Consider the following 20,297-nt stretch of genomic DNA (forward strand, 5'->3'; position numbering starts at 1 on the left):
TATTGTTATTGCAATTTAAGAGAGGTGAGTGGAATGGGTGAAGATAAGAAATTAGGGTTGTTTACACTAACGGCTCTTGTAGTTGGGTCTATGATTGGCGGTGGAGCCTTTAATTTAGCGAGTGATATGGCAAAAGGTGCTGGTGCTGGAGCCATTATTATTGGCTGGGTTATAACAGGAATTGGGATGATTGCACTTGGATTATCTTTTCAAAATCTAACTGTAAAACGGCCAGATTTAGATGGTGGTATTTTTAGCTATGCAAAAGCAGGGTTTGGTAATTTTATGGGGTTTAATAGTGCGTGGGGATACTGGCTATCTGCTTGGCTTGGAAATGTAGCTTACGGTACATTATTGTTTTCTTCATTAGGATATTTCTTCCCGATCTTTGAAGGCGGTCAAAATGTAGAATCCATTATTGGTGCAAGCGTATTATTATGGTGTGTTCACATGTTAATTTTACGTGGAGTTCAATCAGCAGCCCTTGTGAATTTAGTAACTACAATCGCAAAATTAGTACCTGTATTTGTATTTATTGTCATAGGAATCTTCGCGTTTCATATTGATACGTTCTTAGATGGATTTTGGGGGCAAGCTGGTTCTTTTTCATGGGGAGCAGTTGGCAGCCAAGTTAAAAGTACAATGCTTGTAACTTTATGGGTATTTATTGGGGTAGAAGGGGCTGTTGTTTTATCCAGTCGAGCAAAAAATAGAAGTGATGTAGGGAAAGCAACCGTTATTGGCTTAATTGGTACACTCATCATTTACATTTTAATCACATTATTGTCTCTTGGACTTATGCAGCAAGCAGATATTGCAGGTTTGAAAAATCCGGCTATGGCTTATTTATTTGAAAGTGTTGTTGGAAAATGGGGTGCTATCTTTATTAATTTAGGTTTGGTCATCTCTGTATTAGGTGCTTGGTTAGGTTGGACTTTGCTCGCTTCTGAAATTCCATATTTAGCGGCTAAAGATGGAGTATTTCCAAAATGGTTCGCAAAAGAAAATAAAAATAAGGCTCCAGTAAATTCATTATGGATAACAAATGGTTTAATACAAATGTTCTTGTTAACATTCGTCGTTTCTGATCAGGCGTATAACTTTGCATTCTCTTTAGCATCTTCAGCTATTTTAATCCCATATGCTTTTTCAGCGTTTTATCAACTGAAGCATAGCTTAAAGTCTGAAGAAGCAGATCGAAATAAAAATATAATAATTGGCTTGATAGCAAGTATTTATGGCGTGTGGCTAGTTTATGCAGCTGGTTTAGAGTATTTATTATTAACAATGACTTTATATGCGCCAGGTATTTTTATTTTTTACAATGTTCAAAAGCAAAAGAGTTCGAAGCAAATATTTACTCGAGTGGAATTAGCATCATCCGTAGCAATTGGTGCTTTAGCATTCTTTGCGATTTATGGATTAATTACAGGCAGTATTACTTTATAAAGCGCTGTGAAAGCGAAATCAACTGGAGGGCTGGAATATGGCACGAAGAAAAATTGTAGTTGCACTAGGGGGAAATGCGATACAGTCTGGAGAAGCTACTGCGGGAGCGCAGCAAGAAGCGTTGGAAAAAACGGCAGAACAACTTGTGAAAATAATGGAAAATGATGTGGATATAGTAATTGCGCATGGAAATGGCCCACAAGTGGGGAATATTTTATTACAGCAAAAAGCTGCAGAAACGGAAAAGACACCTGCAATGCCATTAGATACTTGTGGGGCAATGAGCCAAGGAATGATTGGATATTGGATGGAAAATGCGATTGAAAAGGCATTGAAAAAACGGAATATAAAAAAAGACGTAGCAACGGTTATAACACGCGTTGTTGTGGATAAAAAAGATGAGGCATTTAAAAATCCAACTAAACCAATCGGTCCTTTTTATACAGAAGAAGAGGCCAGAAGATTAATGGATGAAACAAAAGCAGTGTTTAAAGAAGATGCTGGTAGAGGATGGAGACGTGTTGTTCCATCACCGAAGCCTGTAAGTATTCATGAACATAAAGTGATTAATTCTTTGGTCGAAGATGGAAATATAGTGATAGCTGTTGGCGGAGGTGGAATTCCAGTAATTGATTCCGAAGAAGGGCTAAAAGGAACTGAAGCGGTTATCGATAAAGATTTCGCTGCACAGAAATTAGCAGAATTAGTAGATGCCGATACGCTCGTTATTTTAACTGCAGTTGATCATGTGTATGTAAATTATAATCAACCGAATCAAAAAAAATTAGAGCATGTCACAGTGAATCAATTAGAAGAATATATTGAAGAACAACAATTCGCTGCGGGAAGCATGCTTCCGAAAATTGAAGCTGCTATTAATTTTGTTAATACAAATCCAAAAAGAAAAACAATTATTACGTCTTTAGAAAAAGTATATGAAGCACTAGAAGAAAAAGCTGGTACTATTATTTCAAAACAGAATGTATGCATGTATGTTTAAATTCTTATGTACGCTACTTAGTAGTAAAAAAGAATGGAGTTAGTAACTTCATTCTTTTTATTTATTAATATTTTTTGTACTCATTGTTCATAAAGTTTTCATGATGAAATCTGAATATGTAAGTTAATTATGATAAAATTCAAATTGAATACGCTTTCTTGATTTTTTCGCTCCAACATACAGCAAGAGAGAGGGAATTTTATGAATAGACGGAACGTAGTGAAAGACTTAAAGCAGTTCGAATTATTTGCTCATTTAACAGAAAAAAAATTGAAAGGCTTAACAGAGTTTGTTTATTGGCGAACTTATAAAAAAGGTCAATTTTTATTTTTAGAAGGGGATTCAAGAGAAAGAATTTACTTCATGTTAGATGGTTTTGTAAAGTTAGAGCGGGTTAATCAAAATGGGAACTTATTATACGATGACTATGTGAAGCGATATTCTATTTTTCCTTATGGTGGTATGTTTACAGACAGAGGATATAACTATACAGCAGAAGCAATGACGGATGTGGAGGTATATTATATTCCAACGGTAATCTTTGAAGATATGGTAAAGTCCAGCAGAACGCAATTGATGTACGTTGTTCAGCAATTATCATCTATATTAAAATTGAACGAAAATCGAGTGCAAAATATTACAATTCCTAATGCACAAGATCGTGTTATCCAAACGTTAAATTATTTAATGCAGGATTTAGGAGAACAGAGTGGAGAAAAGATTGTAATTTCATGTCCACTTACAACAATTGAAATATCCAAAATATCTGGAACATCTCGAGAGACAGTTAGCAGCGTATTAAAACAATTAAAAAATGATAGCATTGTTACAATTTTAGATAAAAAAATTACAATACATGATCCAACATATTTTGAAGAAATCTCTATGTGAAAATTGTATATTGATTTTTTAATTCATAGTGTATATTAATAAGGTTCTTTATATATTTATAAGGAACTTTTTTACGTTATCCTCTATAAAAAGATTGTATAGTATGGTAAAAATAGCTAAAATCGATAATAAAATACAAAGTGAAGGGGAGAAAGAATGATTCGTATTGAGTATGATCGATTAGTAGCTATTTGTTACAGTATAGGGGTTTTGTTATTATTAAAAATTCCAAATGATAATGAATTAATTGGGGAAAAACTATTCAATGTCTATAAGGTTCCGATACATACGTATGTTTATATGGATTATAAAGTCTCAAATATATTGATTGTTTCTTTCATACTACATGTAATTGCATTTATATTATTTTTAAAATGGCTAGGAAAAAAGGAGTCTAGTACATTTAGAAAAACGAATAAGATAAAAGTAGTAGGCATTAGTATTTTGATTGTAATGATGCCGTTTATTTTAAATACAATCCTCCAGACATTGAATAAAACATGGTACTACGCAGGAAAAACAGGGGTAGAAGCAATAGAATATAAAAAAGAAGATAGCCAGTGTAGAATGGAGAAAAATGGAGAGAATATCCAACCGAAGTGCATTGTTACTTTAAAAAATTATCGTAATCATTCACAAGCATTAAAAGTTGTTTTATACGATAATGCAAACGAGAATTCAAAAAGCTATCCAGTACCGAAACCAGTCTATTTACAAAAACATGAGACAAAGCAATTCGAATTTCAAGTTCCTGTTTCTTATAATAGAGGTATTGAAAAAGATAAAGTACCAAATATTAAATTACATTCATTGCATGAAAATGATACGAAATACAATTAATCTGTAAGTAAAAGTTTATGAGTAGGAGCAAGAATTTGAAACGATATAGAAAATCAACTTGAATCATCCAACATACTGCGAGGTAACGGTATATTGGATGATTTTTTTATGTTATCCCCTTTTTTCACGTATGAAAAGGAGGAATACTTTGTTGGAAATGAAAAACATCACAAGGATCATACATGGTTTTTACTTTACGTAATCTGTGAAAGTTAGAGCCATAATAACTAGTTTGCCAATTTTTAATGTCGATATCGGGCCAGTTCACATAGTCACCTAGTGTATAAGGATCTAAGCTTTCTCGTAAACCTTTAACCCAGCGTATATTTCGATTTTCTTCATCATCGCATTTCCAAGAGGTAATGTATTCTTGAGCAATAATTGCTTTACGATGAAAATAAGCCGTTTTATTCGGCGAAATATTTTCAACAGCACCTATGAGCGATTGATGCCAAATACTAGCATCTTTATTCGGTGCATGAGAAAGAAAGTATTGCATGATTTGAATGCCTTTAAGGGGAATAGGTTTATAGACATAGGAACCAGAGCGCTTGAAATTTTCAGGGATGTTACCGCCATTAAAAAATTCAACAGCCTTTATATAAGGAACTTCTTCTATAAAGAGAGAGGGGCTACCAGTTTCAAGAAGAGGTGAAGAATGAGATTTACCTTTGTGAGAAATAAATAAAGCATAAGAATAAAGAATCTACATAGAGTTCAATGAAAACAGTTGCAAACTGTTCATATTTTGTTATGATAGTGTTACGAAAACGTTTGCATAAAATTCCGATGGGATGCAAAAGGAGAGAATGACTATGAATAAGACATGGTGGAAAGAAGCGGTTGCTTATCAAATTTATCCACGAAGCTTTATGGATTCAAATGGTGATGGTATTGGAGATTTACAAGGTATTATTGCAAAACTGGATTATTTAAAAGATTTAGGTATAGATGTAATTTGGATTTGTCCAATGTATAAGTCGCCTAATGATGATAATGGTTATGATATTAGTGATTATCAAGATATTATGGATGAGTTTGGTACAATGGCAGACTTTGATGCTTTACTAGATGAAGTTCATAAGCGTGATATGAAGCTTATTATTGATTTAGTTATTAATCATACGAGTGATGAACATCCATGGTTTATTGAATCACGTTCATCTAAAGATAATCCGAAGCGTGATTGGTATATTTGGCATGATGGTAAAGATGGTGCGGAGCCAAATAACTGGGAAAGTATTTTTAATGGTTCGGCATGGGAATATGATGAAGAAACAGAACAATATTATTTACATCTATTCTCACGTAAACAACCAGATTTAAACTGGGAGAATAAAGAAGTTCGCGAAGTACTATATGATACGGTTAATTGGTGGCTTGATAAAGGTATTGATGGTTTCCGCGTTGATGCGATCAGTCATATTAAAAAAGAAGAAGGCCTCAAGGATATGCCAAATCCAAAAGAGTTAAAATATGTGCCATCTTTTGATAAACATATGAATGTGAAAGGTATTCAACCTTTATTAGAAGAGCTAAAAGAAAATACATTCTCTAAGTACGATATTATGACTGTTGGTGAAGCAAATGGTGTTAAGATTGAAGATGCTGAGCTATGGGTTGGAGAAGAGCAAGGTAAGTTCAATATGGTATTCCAATTTGAACATTTAAGTTTATGGGATGCAGAGAAGAAGAAAGACCTTGATGTTGTAGGATTGAAAAAAGTATTAACGAAATGGCAAAAAGGATTAGAAAATAAAGGATGGAACGCTTTATATATTGAGAATCACGATAAACCACGTATCGTTTCAACATGGGGAGATGATAAACAATATTGGCGTGAAAGTGCAACAGCTCTAGGGGCGATGTATTTCTTTATGCACGGTACACCGTTTATTTATCAAGGCCAAGAAATTGGTATGACAAATGTTCAGTTACCAAATATTGAAGATTACGATGATGTAGCAATTAAAAATTTATATCGCGAGAAAATTGCAGAGGGCGTACCACATCAAGATATGATGGAGATTATATGGGCTTCTTGCCGCGATAATTCACGTACACCTATGCAGTGGAATGATGAGATGAATGCTGGTTTCACAACAAGTACACCTTGGTTTAGCATGAATCCAAATTACAAAGAAATTAATGTTGAAAAGCAAAAAAATGAAGAAAAGTCTATTTTCAATTTCTATAAGAAAATGATTGCCCTGAAAAAAGAGCACGATGTACTGAACTATGGTACGTACGATTTACTTTTAGAAGACGATCCACAAATTTATGCATATACACGTACGTTACAGGATGAAAAAGTCATTGTAATTAGTAATATCTCAAAAGAGGAAGCTGTGTATAATGAGGGTTCATTTGCACTAGAACGCAAACGTTTGCTTTTAAATAACTATGAAGTTGCGGAACATGAAGAAGTAACAACAATTGCTTTAAAACCTTATGAAACAAGGGTTTATCGCATTTCATAATAAAAAAGGATGCTCTTTGAGCATCTTTTTTTATGAAAAAAAATAAATTTCTATTGCAAAGTGAAAACGCTTTTATTAAAATAGATTTATGAAAACGGTTGCGTAAAAAAGAAAAATGATATGAGGAATCGTTTTCATAAAAGGGACAGAAATTATAATTTAAATCATTATGTTGTTATAAATAAAGGGGAGGAAGAACAGATGAAAATTACGTCTTTTGATTTTTGGCAAAAGTTCGGGAAAGCTTTATTAGTTGTTGTAGCTGTAATGCCAGCAGCTGGTTTAATGATTTCCATCGGTAAGTTAATTGGTATGTCTGCTGGGGATGTTAACGCAGTTCATACAATCGCTCGCGTAATGGAAGACATCGGTTGGGCAATCATTACAAATCTACACATCTTATTCGCAGTAGCAATTGGGGGATCTTGGGCGAAAGATCGCGCGGGTGGTGCATTTGCAGCGCTATTAGCATTCGTCTTAACAAACCGAATTACAGGAGCTATATTTGGGGTAAACGCTGAAATGTTAGCGGATTCAAAAGCGAAAGTTTCTTCAGTAATAGCGGGAGATTTAATTGTAAAAGATTACTTTACTTCTGTACTTGGTGCACCCGCATTAAACATGGGAGTGTTCGTAGGGATTATCACAGGTTTCTTAGGAGCTACTTTATATAACAAATATTATAACTATAATAAACTGCCACAGGCATTAGCATTCTTTAATGGAAAACGATTTGTACCATTCGTTGTAATTCTTTGGTCTACAGTTACTGCGATTGTATTATCACTTCTATGGCCATTCATCCAAAGTGGGTTAAATGAATTTGGTCGCTGGATTGCAGCTTCAAAAGATAGTGCACCAGTTGTTGCACCGTTTGTATATGGAACGTTAGAGCGTTTATTATTACCATTTGGTTTACACCATATGTTAACGATTCCGATGAACTATACAGAGCTAGGCGGAACATATACGATGCTAACTGGTTCAAAAGTTGGACAAGTTGTAGCAGGACAAGATCCATTATGGCTTGCATGGATTACAGATTTAAATAATTTACTAGCAAATGGAGATACGAAGGCATATAACGATTTATTAAATAACGTTGTACCAGCTCGTTTCAAAGCTGGACAAGTTATCGGCTCAACAGCAGCGTTAATGGGGATTGCATTTGCGATGTTCCGTAACGTTGATAAAGAAAAGCGTGCAAAATATAAACCAATGTTTTTATCAGCAGCATTAGCAGTATTCTTAACAGGTGTAACAGAACCAATTGAATTCATGTTCATGTTTATTGCTCCAGTATTATATGTTGTATATGCTATTACAACAGGACTTGCATTCGCGCTAGCTGATTTAATTAACTTACGTGTTCATGCATTTGGATTTATTGAGTTAATTACTCGTACACCAATGATGGTTAACGCAGGTTTAACAAGAGACTTAATCAACTTTGTTATTGTTTCATTAGTGTTCTTCGGTCTTAACTTTACACTATTTAATTTCTTAATTAAAAAATTCAACTTACCAACACCAGGGCGTGCAGGTAACTATATTGATAATGAAGATGAGGCATCAGAAGGAACAGGAAATGTACAAGACGGTTCATTAGCAACAAAAGTTATCGATTTATTAGGTGGAAAAGAAAATATTGCTGACGTAGATGCTTGTATGACACGCTTACGTGTAACAGTAAAAGATTTAGATGTTGTTGCACCAGAAGCACAGTGGAAACAAAATGGTGCTTTAGGGCTTATTGTAAAAGATAAAGGTGTACAAGCGGTATATGGTCCGAAAGCTGACGTATTAAAGTCAGACATTCAAGATATGTTAGGTGCGTAATAATATATGAAATTGCTAACTTTAAACTGTCATTCTTGGCAAGAAGAGAATCAAATAGAAAAGATACAATACCTTGCTAAAGTAATTCAAGAAGAAGGGTACGATGTCATCGCATTGCAAGAAGTAAGTCAGTCCATACAAGCTGAAAATGTATGCGGTAACAAGAAAGAAGATAATTTTGGACTTTTACTATTAGAAGAGTTAAAAGCGCTACATGTAAAAGATTACAATATTACTTGGGATTTCTCTCATATTGGTTATGACGTGTATGAAGAAGGATTAGCAATTATAACGAAGCATAATATTATAAAAGAAGATACGTTCTTCATTTCAGAAAACGAGGATACAACGTATTGGAAAACGCGTAAAATTGTAAGTGCAACAATTGCTTATAATGGTAAGGATATAACGTTTTACTCTTGCCATCTCGGTTGGTGGAATGATGAAGAAGAGTCATTCGAAGGTCAAGTCGATCGTTTGATGGAGCGTGTAGATAGCAATAAGCTCGCCTTCTTAATGGGGGATTTTAATAACAATGCTCGGTTGGAAGGCGAAGGTTATGAGTATATGATGCAAAAAGGGTTGTATGACACATATGAATTAGCAATAGAGAAGGATGAAGGAACGACTGTCCAAGGTGAGATTGCTGGTTGGGATGAAAATAAACATAATTTGCGAATCGATCTAATATTGTGTAACCAAAGTAAAAAAGTTCATTCTTCAAAAGTTATTTTCAATGGTACAAACAGAAATGTAATTTCAGATCATTTCGGTGTAGAGGTTCAATTGGATATATAATAGAAGAAATCCTCACAGAGAATAAAAGCTGTGAGGATTTTTTTTAGGAATACAAGTATTTCCAAGAGAAAATACTTGTATTTTTTATGACATTTCATATATATTTGTTATTATTGAATGTAAAACCGATTTGGTCATTTTGTATTCATACTTTGACTCACTTCGTTATATAATGAAGTAAGTGAAAGTTAATGGGAAAAAATAGTACGTTTTTGGTTAATACACGATGTAGAAAGTGATATAATTGCAAAATGTATGTATCATTTTCTAAAGAAGGAAAAATATATAATTAGGTGATAACTTCTATGAAACAGATTTGGCGTATTTATAAGACAGATTTACGGAATGTAGCCAAACATTGGGCTGCAATTGTTATTGTTTTAGGATTAATGATTTTACCATCGTTATATGCATGGTTTAACATTAAAGCTTCTTGGGATCCGTATGGAAATACAAAAGAGGTTCCCATTGCAGTTTCCAACCAAGATGCAGGTTCTAATTTAAGAGGGAAAGATATTAATATCGGGAAAGAGATTGTAGACTCCCTTAAGAAAAACAAAAATCTTGGCTGGAAATTTGTAGATGAAAAACAAGCAATTTACGGAGTTGAGCGTGGGGATTATTATGCAAGTATTACGATTCCAAAAGACTTCTCTGAAAAAATCGCAACTGTTCTGGATGAAAATCCGAAAAAACCAGAACTGGATTACTATGTGAATGAAAAAGTAAACGCGATCGCACCGAAGATTACAGCAAAAGGTGCATCAGGTATTACAGAAGAAATTAGTAAAAATTTTGTTAAAACAGCAAACGGTGAGATTTTTAAAATTTTCAATGACCTTGGAATCGATTTAGAAACAAACTTACCAAGTATCGAGAAAGTAAAAGATCTTGTCTTTAAGCTAGAAGCGCAGTTCCCAGAAATGAATACACTCATGGATAAGGCGTTAGATGATGCAACTCGAGCAGAAGATGTTGTGAAAGTAGCGCAGAAAGAGTTGCCAGTTGTAGAGAGTGTTATGAATGATGGGCAAGAAGCGTTAGGGAATTTAGATAAGTTCTTTGCAAATAATGATGAAACTTTAAAGAACGCACCTGGAACAATGAGAAACAATTTAACTGTAGCAAAAGATGTAATGGATAAGGCCAATGCTTTTACGAACTTTTTAATGAATCCAGGGATAGACCTTTCTGGTATGAAGGGATTACCGGAGTTCCCAGCACGCCCTGATCTTTCAAAGATGAATGATGAAGGTTATAAAAACATTGCAAGAAACATTAATCAAACAGTTAATAACGTTTTAAACTCAGCACGTGCAGGAACAGCATATGGAAAAAGTGTTGTGAATGGATTGCAAAATGGTCAGTTTGATCCAGAAAAGGCAAAACAAGACCTTAATGCGGTTTCTGAAAATCTTCAAGGGCGTACAGATAGTATTGCATATCTTATTAATGTATTTACTGAACTTCAAAAGTCAGCGACGACTGATTTTGGTCAAAGCTTTTTCCAAGGGCGAGTGGATCGCTTAACTAAGCTAAAAAGCGGTATGGAAAATGCAAACAATGGTATTAAAGATATTGTAAATGTTATTGGTACAGGACAAGAAGTAAAGAAAGATGTAACAGATGTAGCGAATCAAAAATTAGATGCAGCAAATGGATTAATTGATCAAGCGGAAAAAGATTATAATGAAACGTTTGTAGCAGATTATAAAAAAGCAGTCAGCACAGTCGATCAAGCTAAAGCTGATGCAAATGAAGCATACGATAGTGTGAAAAATGAATATGAAAAGGCAAAAAATAATTTAGAAGGTGTTATAGCAGACGTAAATAATAGAGGTGTTAATGGATTAGATAGTACAAAAGTAGCTTTAAACGATTTAAATGGTCAACTACAAGCTACTAATAATCTAATTGGTGATGCGATTCCGGTTCTAGAAAGCACAAATAAGGTATTAGCAGATGTAAATAGCGGAAAAAACCTTAATGGCGGAATTGCAAAATTGAACAAAATACAAAATTCTGTTCAAAAAGGTATAGATGCAACGAATAAAGCAACTACACTAATTAATAATGGACAGAAGCCTACAAAAGAGGTTGTAGAAAGCATTAATGAAGCGACTAAAAATGCTTCAGCTCAATTAGGCGATTTCTTAGCAACATATGATTCAGAAATCGTTCCAAACTTTAACACAGCAATTGAACGTACGAAACGTATGTCTAAAAACACATCTCAAATTTTAAAAGAGGCAGACAAAAAGCTTCCAGATGTTAAAAAATTACTAGAAGATTCATCAAAAGGCTTAGTAGACGGTAGAAAGAAATTAGTAGACATTAAAGCTGAAATGCCGGAGACTGAGAAAAAGATTAAAGAATTAGCAGATAAAATTCGTGATTTTGAATCTGAAGAGGATTTAAAAGACATCATACGCTTATTGAAAAACGATGTTGAGAAGCAAAGTGATTACTTTGCGAATCCAGTAAATTTAAAAGAAAATAAATTATTTGCGATGCCGAACTACGGTTCAGCGATGTCACCATTCTATACAGTGCTTGCATTATGGGTAGGCGCATTATTAATGGTTTCATTATTAACGGTAGAAGTACACGAAGAGGGCGCGAATTATAAGAGCCATGAAATTTACTTCGGACGTTTATTAACATTCTTAACGATAGGTCTTTCACAAGCGTTTATCGTATCGATGGGAGATATATTCTTACTCGGTACGTACGTAGTCGATAAGTTCTGGTTTGTGTTATTTAGTTTATTTATTGGTGGAGTCTTCGTTTGTATCGTATACTCACTCGTTTCTATTTTCGGAAACGTTGGGAAATCGATGGCGATCATTTTACTTGTACTACAAGTAGCAGGGTCGGGCGGAACATTCCCAATTCAAATGACACCGAAATTCTTCCAAGCAATTTATCCGTTCTTACCGTTCACATACGCAATTAGTGCAATTCGTGAAACTGTTGGCGGAATGCTTTGGGATATCGTAATAAGAGACTTACTTGTGTTAAGTGTTTTCGTAGTAGTTATGATCGTTGCTGCGTTATTACTGAAAACACCAATTAACAAATCAAGTGAAAAATTTGTTGAGAATGCAAAAGGAAGTAAAATCATTCACTAAAATAAAAGGTTCCTACCGATAGAGGTAGGAACCTTTTTGTTTAATCAAATTTTAATTTTTTTAATGCTTCCGCGAATGGGTTATTTAATGGTTCTTCTTCTTTTTTCTGTTGTTTCATATATTTTTGAACGTCGCGTTTATCGGCTTTGTTTCCAGATTCTTTTTTACGTCGCTCTTGGAATGTTGATAATTTCTCGCGATAGCCACATTTACATGCGAAAATTTGGCCTGCACCCTCACCACGTAATTCTAGTTTCTTTTTACATTGCGGACAGCGAGCATTTGTTGTACGAGATACATTTTTACGATGACCACATTCACGGTCTTGGCATACGAGCATTTTTCCCTTTTTTCCATTTACTTCTAGCATTGGTTTACCGCAATCTGGACAAGACTTCGTTGAAATGTTGTCATGTTTATATTTCTTATCACTCGATTTAATTTCAGAAACAATTTCTTTCGTATAGTTCTTCATTTCCGAAATGAATACTTCTTTCTTTAATTTTCCTTTTGCAATTGCTTCAAGTTTTTGTTCCCACTCACCAGTTAGTGTAGGTGATTTTAATTCTTCTGGTACTAAATCAAGTAATTGACGACCTTTTGATGTAATGTGAATATCTTTACCACGTTTTTCAATTAAGAAAGAATTGAAAAGTTTGTCGATAATATCTGCACGTGTCGCTACAGTACCTAATCCACCAGTTGATTTTAACGTATCAGCAAGTTGTTTATTTTGCGTATCCATATATTTTGTAGGATTCTCCATTGCTGAAAGTAAAGTTGCTTCATTAAAGCGTGCAGGTGCTTTCGTTTGACCTGATGTTTGCATAAGTAACTTTACAGTTAATGTATCGCCCTTTTCAATGTGAGGTAGAATCTGCTCTTTTACGTCATCAGTTACATCATCGTCTTCAAATCGATTTTCGTATACTTCCTTCCAACCAGCATGTAAAATCGTTTTTCCGCGTGCAATGAATGTTTCATTGCCGACCTTTGTGCGTAACGTTAGTTGTTCGTATTCGAATGCTGGGAATAAAACAGCTAAGAAACGTTTTACAACTAAATCATAAATTTTGCGTTCTTTATCTGTGAATGCTGCGAAGTTAACGTATCCTTCTGTTGGAATAATCGCATGATGATCGCTTACTTTACTATCATCAACAAATGATTTGTTAGGTTTGATAGGCTTTTGTAATACTTTATGTGCGAAGGGACGGTATTCTCCAACACCACATGCTTTTAGACGTTCTGGAAGTGTTCCGACGATATCAGATGAAATGTAGCGTGAATCTGTACGAGGGTACGTTAGTACTTTATGCTGTTCATACAATTTTTGCATAATATTTAATGTTTCTTTAGCAGAGTAACCGAACTTTTTATTTGCATCACGTTGCAATTCAGTTAAATCGTAAAGACCAGGAGAGAATGACTTCTTCTGTTTCTTATCAATTTCCACAACAGTAGCATCTTGTTTATCTAAACTTTTTACAATACCATCGATTTTTTCTTTATTAAAACTACGGCTATTGCCATTTGCATCTTGCCAAGTAAGTTTGAGCTTCTCCATTGTTTGAGCTTCGATGCCGTAGTAAGTTTGAGCTTTGAAGTTCTTTATTTCATCTTCACGACTAGCAATCATAGCAACAGTAGGGGTTTGTACACGACCACAATTTAACTGAGCATTAAAGCGAGTCGTTAAAGCACGAGTTGCATTAAGACCGATATACCAGTCAGCTTCTGAACGTGCAACTGCTGAAGCGTATAAATTGTCATAGGCTTTACCTGGTTTTAAATTTGCAAAACCATCTTTAATTGCTTTATCAGTAACGGATGAAATCCATAGACGTTTGATTGGCTTGTTAATTCGAACCTTATCAATAATCCAACGAGCAACCAATTCTCCTTCACGTCCAGCGTCTGTTGCTACAATAATTTCATTTACATCTTTTCGAAGTAGCTGACTTTTTACAGCATTAAATTGTTTACCAGTTTGTTTAATAACCGTTAATTTCAAACGCTCAGGTAGCATCGGTAAATCTTCTAAATTCCACTTTTTATATTTCACATCATAACTTTCTGGATCTGCTAATGTAACGAGATGACCTAAAGCCCAAGTTACAATATATTTACTACCCTCAAGATAGCCGTTTCCTTTTTTATCACACTTCAGTACACGAGCAATATCTCGTGCAACGGAAGGTTTTTCAGCGATTACAACGCTTTTTGACATATTAAAAACATCCTTTCAAATTTCCATAAGTTAAATATAGCATACATCTTCTTGAGATTCAGTTTCGCTCCATATTTGATCGGTTTTTAGTGGGATGAACAAAACACTCACTGATTAAAGTTTCACTTGATTATGTTTATTGTTATATAGGTTGCTTCTATATGAAATAGAAAAGTAAAGAACTTGTTATTTTACTAGAATAAGAGTAGACTTTGAAGTAGATGAATAATAAGCACATGGGAGTTTGTGGATACAAACTGAGAGTATGACTAGTCCGTCATTGACCATTTGAACCTGTTGGATAATGCCAGCGTAGGGAGAGTGTAAAAGCACATGTTCAGGCACTTTGCGTACGCGCAAAGTGTCTTTTTGTGTATCTCCCATCATTATAGTTAGGAGATGAAAAGGATGAATATGAAAGAAATTAGTAAAGTAGTGGATTTGGTGAGAGAATCTAATCCGCTCGTTCATAATATTACAAATGTTGTTGTAACAAATTTTACTGCTAACGGTTTGTTGGCACTTGGAGCATCGCCTGTAATGGCGTATGCAAAAGAAGAAGTAGCAGAAATGGCTAGCATTGCTGGAGCGTTAGTATTAAATATGGGGACACTTCGTCCTGAAGAAGTAGAAGCGATGTTACTCGCGGGTAAATCAGCAAATGCGAACAATGTGCCAGTACTATTTGACCCAGTTGGTGCAGGAGCAACTTCGTATCGAACAGAAGTTGCGAGACATATTCCAGCCGAAATAGATTTAGCAATTATCCGCGGAAATGCGGCTGAAATAGCAAATGTTATTAATGAGAAATGGGAAATTAAAGGGGTAGACGCTGGTACTGGAAATGGCAATGTTGTAAGTATTGCAAGGCAGGCAGCAGATGAACTAAATACAGTTGCGGTCATTACTGGAAAAGAAGATGTTGTTACAGATGGAGAGAGAACTATTGTTATTCGAAATGGTCACCCTATTTTAACGAAAGTTACGGGAACAGGTTGTTTACTAACTTCTGTAATAGGAGCATTTGTAGCAGTGGAAAAAGATTATGTAAAAGCAGCAGTAGCCGCATTAACGTTTTATGGTGTAGCTTCGGAACTGGCAGCTGCTAAGGCGGTAGAAAAAGGGCCTGGTAGTTTCCAAATTGAATTTTTAAATCAATTAGCGAATACAACTTCAGGTGATATTGAGAAGTATGGGAAGATTGTGGAGTTAGAGTAAGAGGGAGTGAAAGAAATGGCACGCATTGAAATAGATAAAATGTCTAAGCTATTGCAAGTGTATTTTATTATGGGAAGTAATAACTGCACGAGGGATCCTTTAGCTGTATTGAAAGAAGCGTTAGATGGTGGAGTGACACTTTTTCAGTTTCGCGAGAAGGGGGAAGGTTCTTTAATCGGAGAAGATAGAGTGCGCTTTGCAAAAGAATTGCAGACGCTTTGTAAGGAATATAGTGTTCCTTTCATTGTAAATGATGATGTAGAATTAGCCATTGAATTAGATGCAGATGGTGTTCATGTTGGACAAGATGATGAAGGAATTACATCTGTTCGTGAAAAAATGGGAGATAAAATTATCGGCGTATCTGCTCATACAATTGAAGAAGCACGTTTTGCAATCGAAAATGGAGCGGATTATTTAGGTGTTGGTCCTATTTTCCCAACGAGTACGAAAAAAGATACGAAAGCGGTTCAAGGAACGAAAGGATTAGCTTATTTTAGAGAACAAGGAATTACAGTGCCAATCGTTGGTATTGGTGGGATTACAATTGAAAATACAGCGGCAGTTATAGAGGCGGGTGCGGACGGTGTTTCAGTTATTTCAGCAATTAGTTTAGCGGAATCTGCGTATGAAAGTACGAGAAAATTAGTTGAAGAAGTAAAGAGAAGTTTGTAGGGAAGGACGTGTAGTATTTTAAGTGCTACATGGAGAAATAGACTGCCCCAAAATTTAAACAAACATTTGATTAAAAAAGCACAAACCTTTTTAAATAAAGGTTTGTGCTTTTTCTTTAAAACATAATTGAAATTAAGAGCATTCCAATTCCGATAGAAGTAAATGTTGCAATTAGGCCCGGAATCATAAAACTATGATTTAATACGTATTTACCGATACCTGTTGTACCAGTACGGTCAAAGTTAATGGCAGCAACGATTGTTCCATAGTTTGGAATGAAGAAATATCCATTTACTGCAGGGAACATCGCAATCAGTAGCGCTGGTGGAATACCAAGAGATAGTCCAAGTGGCATTAAGGCACGAACTGTTGCTGCTTGGCTGTACAGTAAAATAGATAGAATGAATAGTGCGATAGCAAATAGCCAAGGTGCACTTGTTACTAAATGCTGAATGGATCCTTGAATCATATTTAAGTTTCCATTAAAGAAAGTATCTCCCATCCAAGCGATACCGAAAATAGCAACAACTGCTGTTGCTCCTGCTTTAAAGACGTTACCAGATACAATGCTTTCTACATTTGGTTTACAGAAAATAATAATAAGAGCCGCGATAGTTAACATAACCATCTCAATTGTGTTCGGCATGGAAAGACGGGCTAACTTCCCATCAACTATCCATCCTGGACGAAGTGCTTCAAATGAACCAAGAAGTACAACAAGGAAGGTTCCTACAAGGAAAAGGATAACTGATAATTTTGCGCCCTTTACACCTACAAATTCTTTTTTCTCTTCAAGCTTAGGAATTAATCCTTCTTTTAATCGTTTTAAGTATTCAGGGTCTTCATTTAATTCTTTTCCCATCTTACTAGCAACAAATGCAGCTATCATACAAGCGATGAAAGTAGAAGGGATACTTACTTTTAAAATATCTAATAAGGTGATTTTATAGTCAGCTAACATTGCTAAAAGTGCAACTGTTGCAGCTGATATAGGACTAGCTGTAATTGCTTGTTGGGAAGCAATTACGGCAATTGACATTGGTCGTTCTGGTCTAATTCCGGATTCGCGAGAGACTTCAGCGATAACAGGAAGTACAGAATAAGCAACGTGACCAGTTCCTGCACAAAGTGTAAATAAATAAGTAACAATTGGAGCAAAGAATGTAATGCGTTTTGGATTTTTTCGTAATGCCTTTTCAGCTAGATGAACAAGGTAGTCCATTCCTCCAGCGGCTTGCAAAGCACCAGCAGCTGTAATTACTGCCAAAATCATAAGCATTACATCGATAGGAGGCGCCGTTGGTTGTAAGTGGAAGACAAAAACGAGTATTGCCATACCAACTCCACCCATTACTCCTAAACCAACTCCGCCTAGGCGTGCACCAATAAAAATACAGAGTAACAAGGTAAGAAATTGTAGCCAAAACATGATAAACTACCTCCGAAATTCATTAGTTAAGATATATTCGAATAGTTTAATTTGATTGAAAATTAAATAAATACCCGAAGAAATCCTTGTTATTTATACATTTTTTATTATATAACACAAAAAAAGTAACATTCACGTACTTTTTGAAATTATTTTGAAAAAGCAATGCATTGAAAATTTGTATTTATATCTCTAAATAAGTAGACATTTTGATTTATATGTTGTAATCTTTGAAAGAGAATAAATTAATTCTCATAGAACTCCCATATCGTTCAACTCGTTCAGCGAGAAAGGCAAACTGATGGAAACATGAGGACGCAAAACTACAGGAGCTAAGGTCGAAAGGCTACGCTAGCCAGTTACCGGACGGATAGGGTTGGTCTTGGCCAATGCTTTTACATTGGCTTTTTTTTATTCTCGAACATATTGAGAAACATTTTCAAACAAAATATTCATATATTTTGTTTTTTTGTTTATGTTGATTAAGGAAGGTGGATATTAATGAAAAAATATTGGCATAAGTTATCGTTCCTTCAAAAGAACGTCTTATTAACCGTATTAGTTATTTTGACACTTGTTGGAAGTATGGGTGCATTAAGTTTCAACATGTTTCAAAATAGTATGATGTCTTTATTTGAAAGGCAGTCTATTGAAACAGGAGAAATAGTATTGAAAAAACTGGATGTAGAATTAGTTAGAGACATGGCGAAAGATCCTACAGCCGAAAAAGTGAAAAAAGAAAAGTTAACAGAGAAATTAGATGAAGTATCAAAAGAATTGAAAAGCGTTGGACAAACGTATGTTACAGGAGCAAAGCCGAATGAAAAGCGAGAATTACAACTCGTTGGTTTGACTACAGAGTTAACAAATGCGTTTCCTATAAAGCCGGGAGATTATTATGAACAACCCGCTCATTGGATGAAGGCATACGATAAAGTGATTGATACGAAAAAGGCTCAAATGACAGAAGTATATGAAGATGAAATAGGTTCGTGGGTGACAATATTAGAACCAATTACAGATGGAGAAAACAATATTGTTGCAATTATTGCGGCTGACTTAGATGCTTCCATTGTTCCTATTACAAAAGAGAAGTTTATGATACAGGGCTTACTCTTCATCATTATTTCATTAGCAATTGCGACTATTACTCAATTCTTTATCGTGCGTCACTCGCTAGCTCCATTAAAAGATTTACGAGAAGGGTTACGTAAAATTGGTGAAGGTGACTTAAGTATTAAATTAAAAGAAAGACCAGATGATATTGGAATTATTAATGTTTATTTCAATAACACGATTGAAAAATTTAAAGGGATTATAGATAAAGTAAGGCAAACTGCTGAGCAAGTTTCTTCTTCTTCACAAGAATTGTCGGCGAGTACAGAGGAAAACAGCATGGCAGTTCAAGAGATTGCAAGTTCTATTGAAGGTTTAAGAGTAGGGGCACAGTCTCAAAAAACTTCAGTACAACAATGTTTAGGAATTGTACATGGAATGGAAGATAAGGTAGAAGAAATAACTGGGGCTGCAAAACAAGTTGCGGTTGCTTCTGAAGGTATGGAACAACATTCAATTGAAGGTAATGAAGTGATTGGACAAATTATTAATCAAATGAGTTTAATCCAAAATGCAGTACAAGATTTATCTTCCATCATTTATTCGTTAGAAACAAGGTCAAAAGAAATTAGTGATATCGTAACTGTAATTACAGGTATTTCAAATCAAACAAATTTATTAGCTTTAAATGCTTCTATTGAGGCTTCACGTGCTGGAGCAGCTGGAAGAGGGTTTGCAGTTGTTGCTGATGAAGTACGAAAATTAGCAGAACAAACGGAAGCGTCTGCAAAAGATATAGCGAAATTGATTGGTGAAACACAAGCTGAGACAGAAGATGCTGTAGTTTCCATGCAAAAAGGTTCAAAAGAAGTAGAAACTGGAATTTCGCTTGTTCAAAGTAGTGGAGATTTCTTTGAAAAAATCTCAAAATCAGCGCAATCTGTTACAGATCAAGTAAAAGCTGTTTCCGGTAATTCGAGTGACATTTTACAAAATAGCCAGAATATTGTTCAAGTCGTAAATGAATTATCACATATTGCAAATACTTATGCTAACAGCAGTAGTAATGTTGAAGAAAGCATGAAAGAGCAAGAAATATCAGTACAAGATATTGCAGAATTAGCGACTTCTTTAAGTTGGCTTTCTCAGGAATTACAAGAGCTTATTGGTGAGTTTAAAAGCGAATAAGGAGAAAGTTCAATTCTAATCAAGGGGGTATCTCCGCTACTGATTATGAATTGAACGAATCTGCCCTTTAATA

13 protein-coding genes, 1 pseudogene and 2 riboswitches are annotated in these 20,297 nt (G+C 35.0%); of the genes and pseudogenes, 11 read left to right on the top strand and 3 right to left on the bottom strand.

The annotated features are described in order from the left end of the window. Positions 1-33 precede the first annotated feature (33 nt). From arcD to D1166_RS13290, 4 genes are all read left to right on the top strand, one after another. Complete coding sequence (arcD, locus tag D1166_RS13275; protein WP_000503410.1) at positions 34-1,449, top strand: arginine-ornithine antiporter; 1,416 nt, start codon at positions 34-36, stop codon at positions 1,447-1,449. A 37-nt stretch (positions 1,450-1,486) separates the two neighbouring features. Further along, the gene (gene arcC, locus D1166_RS13280) at positions 1,487-2,449 is read left to right on the top strand and encodes a carbamate kinase (protein WP_000113948.1); all 963 of its coding nucleotides are present in this window, start codon (positions 1,487-1,489) and stop codon (positions 2,447-2,449) included. Positions 2,450-2,650: 201 nt separating this feature from the next. Beyond that, on the top strand, positions 2,651-3,340 hold the full coding sequence (locus D1166_RS13285; protein ID WP_001081905.1) for a Crp/Fnr family transcriptional regulator: 690 nt from the start codon (positions 2,651-2,653) through the stop codon (positions 3,338-3,340). Between the two features lie 156 nt (positions 3,341-3,496). Next, positions 3,497-4,180 (top strand): hypothetical protein, encoded by a 684-nt coding sequence (locus D1166_RS13290; protein ID WP_000619194.1) that lies wholly within the window; start codon positions 3,497-3,499, stop codon positions 4,178-4,180. A 124-nt stretch (positions 4,181-4,304) separates the two neighbouring features. On the opposite strand, the pseudogene D1166_RS13295 reads toward D1166_RS13290, so the two are convergent. Further along, positions 4,305-4,841, bottom strand: a pseudogene (locus D1166_RS13295) (BBE domain-containing protein); the annotation flags it as partial. Positions 4,842-4,995: 154 nt separating this feature from the next. Here D1166_RS13295 and D1166_RS13300 point away from each other — a divergent pair. From D1166_RS13300 to D1166_RS13315, 4 genes are all read left to right on the top strand, one after another. Next, positions 4,996-6,660: a glycoside hydrolase family 13 protein gene (locus D1166_RS13300; protein WP_001044703.1), complete on the top strand. Its 1,665-nt coding sequence runs from the start codon at positions 4,996-4,998 to the stop codon at positions 6,658-6,660. Between the two features lie 201 nt (positions 6,661-6,861). Beyond that, positions 6,862-8,499 carry a PTS transporter subunit IIBC gene (locus tag D1166_RS13305; RefSeq protein ID WP_000705560.1) on the top strand — a complete coding sequence of 546 codons (1,638 nt, stop codon included), beginning with the start codon at positions 6,862-6,864 and terminating at the stop codon, positions 8,497-8,499. 6 nt (positions 8,500-8,505) lie between these two features. Further along, the gene (locus tag D1166_RS13310) at positions 8,506-9,297 is read left to right on the top strand and encodes an endonuclease/exonuclease/phosphatase family protein (protein WP_061113725.1); all 792 of its coding nucleotides are present in this window, start codon (positions 8,506-8,508) and stop codon (positions 9,295-9,297) included. 305 nt (positions 9,298-9,602) lie between these two features. Next, complete coding sequence (locus tag D1166_RS13315) at positions 9,603-12,428, top strand: YhgE/Pip domain-containing protein (protein ID WP_097856523.1); 2,826 nt, start codon at positions 9,603-9,605, stop codon at positions 12,426-12,428. Positions 12,429-12,468: 40 nt separating this feature from the next. On the opposite strand, the gene topB is transcribed toward D1166_RS13315, so the two are convergent. Then, on the bottom strand, positions 12,469-14,658 hold the full coding sequence (gene topB / locus D1166_RS13320) for a DNA topoisomerase III (RefSeq protein WP_097856522.1): 2,190 nt from the start codon (positions 14,656-14,658) through the stop codon (positions 12,469-12,471). 226 nt (positions 14,659-14,884) lie between these two features. Then, a riboswitch (TPP riboswitch) is annotated at positions 14,885-14,994 on the top strand. Positions 14,995-15,066: 72 nt separating this feature from the next. On the opposite strand from topB, the gene thiM reads away from it, so the two are divergent. Together thiM and thiE are read left to right on the top strand one after the other, a co-directional pair. Then, positions 15,067-15,876 carry a hydroxyethylthiazole kinase gene (gene thiM / locus D1166_RS13325; RefSeq protein ID WP_001056095.1) on the top strand — a complete coding sequence of 270 codons (810 nt, stop codon included), beginning with the start codon at positions 15,067-15,069 and terminating at the stop codon, positions 15,874-15,876. A 15-nt stretch (positions 15,877-15,891) separates the two neighbouring features. Beyond that, complete coding sequence (thiE, locus tag D1166_RS13330; protein WP_000090967.1) at positions 15,892-16,551, top strand: thiamine phosphate synthase; 660 nt, start codon at positions 15,892-15,894, stop codon at positions 16,549-16,551. Between the two features lie 115 nt (positions 16,552-16,666). Here the strand turns inward: thiE and D1166_RS13335 are convergent, their stop codons facing one another. Next, on the bottom strand, positions 16,667-17,980 hold the full coding sequence (locus D1166_RS13335; protein WP_000498691.1) for an anaerobic C4-dicarboxylate transporter family protein: 1,314 nt from the start codon (positions 17,978-17,980) through the stop codon (positions 16,667-16,669). Positions 17,981-18,262: 282 nt separating this feature from the next. Next, positions 18,263-18,347, top strand: a riboswitch (cyclic di-GMP riboswitch). 134 nt (positions 18,348-18,481) lie between these two features. Here D1166_RS13335 and D1166_RS13340 point away from each other — a divergent pair. Then, positions 18,482-20,224 (top strand): methyl-accepting chemotaxis protein, encoded by a 1,743-nt coding sequence (locus tag D1166_RS13340; protein WP_000761081.1) that lies wholly within the window; start codon positions 18,482-18,484, stop codon positions 20,222-20,224. Positions 20,225-20,297: the final 73 nt, after the last annotated feature.

The organism is Bacillus sp. ISO11, from assembly GCF_003458115.1.
Classification (GTDB): Bacteria; Bacillota; Bacilli; order Bacillales; family Bacillaceae_G; genus Bacillus_A; species Bacillus_A cereus.

What these genes read in the sequence shown, in the direction of transcription:
- arcD (WP_000503410.1), top strand. Translation starts at nt 34, where the DNA reads ATGGGTGAAGATAAGAAATTAGGGTTGTTTACACTAACGGCTCTTGTA.
- D1166_RS13290 (WP_000619194.1), top strand. Translation starts at nt 3,497, where the DNA reads ATGATTCGTATTGAGTATGATCGATTAGTAGCTATTTGTTACAGTATA.
- D1166_RS13305 (WP_000705560.1), top strand. Translation starts at nt 6,862, where the DNA reads ATGAAAATTACGTCTTTTGATTTTTGGCAAAAGTTCGGGAAAGCTTTA.
- arcC (WP_000113948.1), top strand. Translation starts at nt 1,487, where the DNA reads ATGGCACGAAGAAAAATTGTAGTTGCACTAGGGGGAAATGCGATACAG.
- D1166_RS13340 (WP_000761081.1), top strand. Translation starts at nt 18,482, where the DNA reads ATGAAAAAATATTGGCATAAGTTATCGTTCCTTCAAAAGAACGTCTTA.
- thiM (WP_001056095.1), top strand. Translation starts at nt 15,067, where the DNA reads ATGAATATGAAAGAAATTAGTAAAGTAGTGGATTTGGTGAGAGAATCT.
- D1166_RS13335 (WP_000498691.1), bottom strand. Translation starts at nt 17,980, where the DNA reads ATGTTTTGGCTACAATTTCTTACCTTGTTACTCTGTATTTTTATTGGT.
- thiE (WP_000090967.1), top strand. Translation starts at nt 15,892, where the DNA reads ATGGCACGCATTGAAATAGATAAAATGTCTAAGCTATTGCAAGTGTAT.
- topB (WP_097856522.1), bottom strand. Translation starts at nt 14,658, where the DNA reads ATGTCAAAAAGCGTTGTAATCGCTGAAAAACCTTCCGTTGCACGAGAT.
- D1166_RS13310 (WP_061113725.1), top strand. Translation starts at nt 8,506, where the DNA reads ATGAAATTGCTAACTTTAAACTGTCATTCTTGGCAAGAAGAGAATCAA.
- D1166_RS13285 (WP_001081905.1), top strand. Translation starts at nt 2,651, where the DNA reads ATGAATAGACGGAACGTAGTGAAAGACTTAAAGCAGTTCGAATTATTT.
- D1166_RS13300 (WP_001044703.1), top strand. Translation starts at nt 4,996, where the DNA reads ATGAATAAGACATGGTGGAAAGAAGCGGTTGCTTATCAAATTTATCCA.
- D1166_RS13315 (WP_097856523.1), top strand. Translation starts at nt 9,603, where the DNA reads ATGAAACAGATTTGGCGTATTTATAAGACAGATTTACGGAATGTAGCC.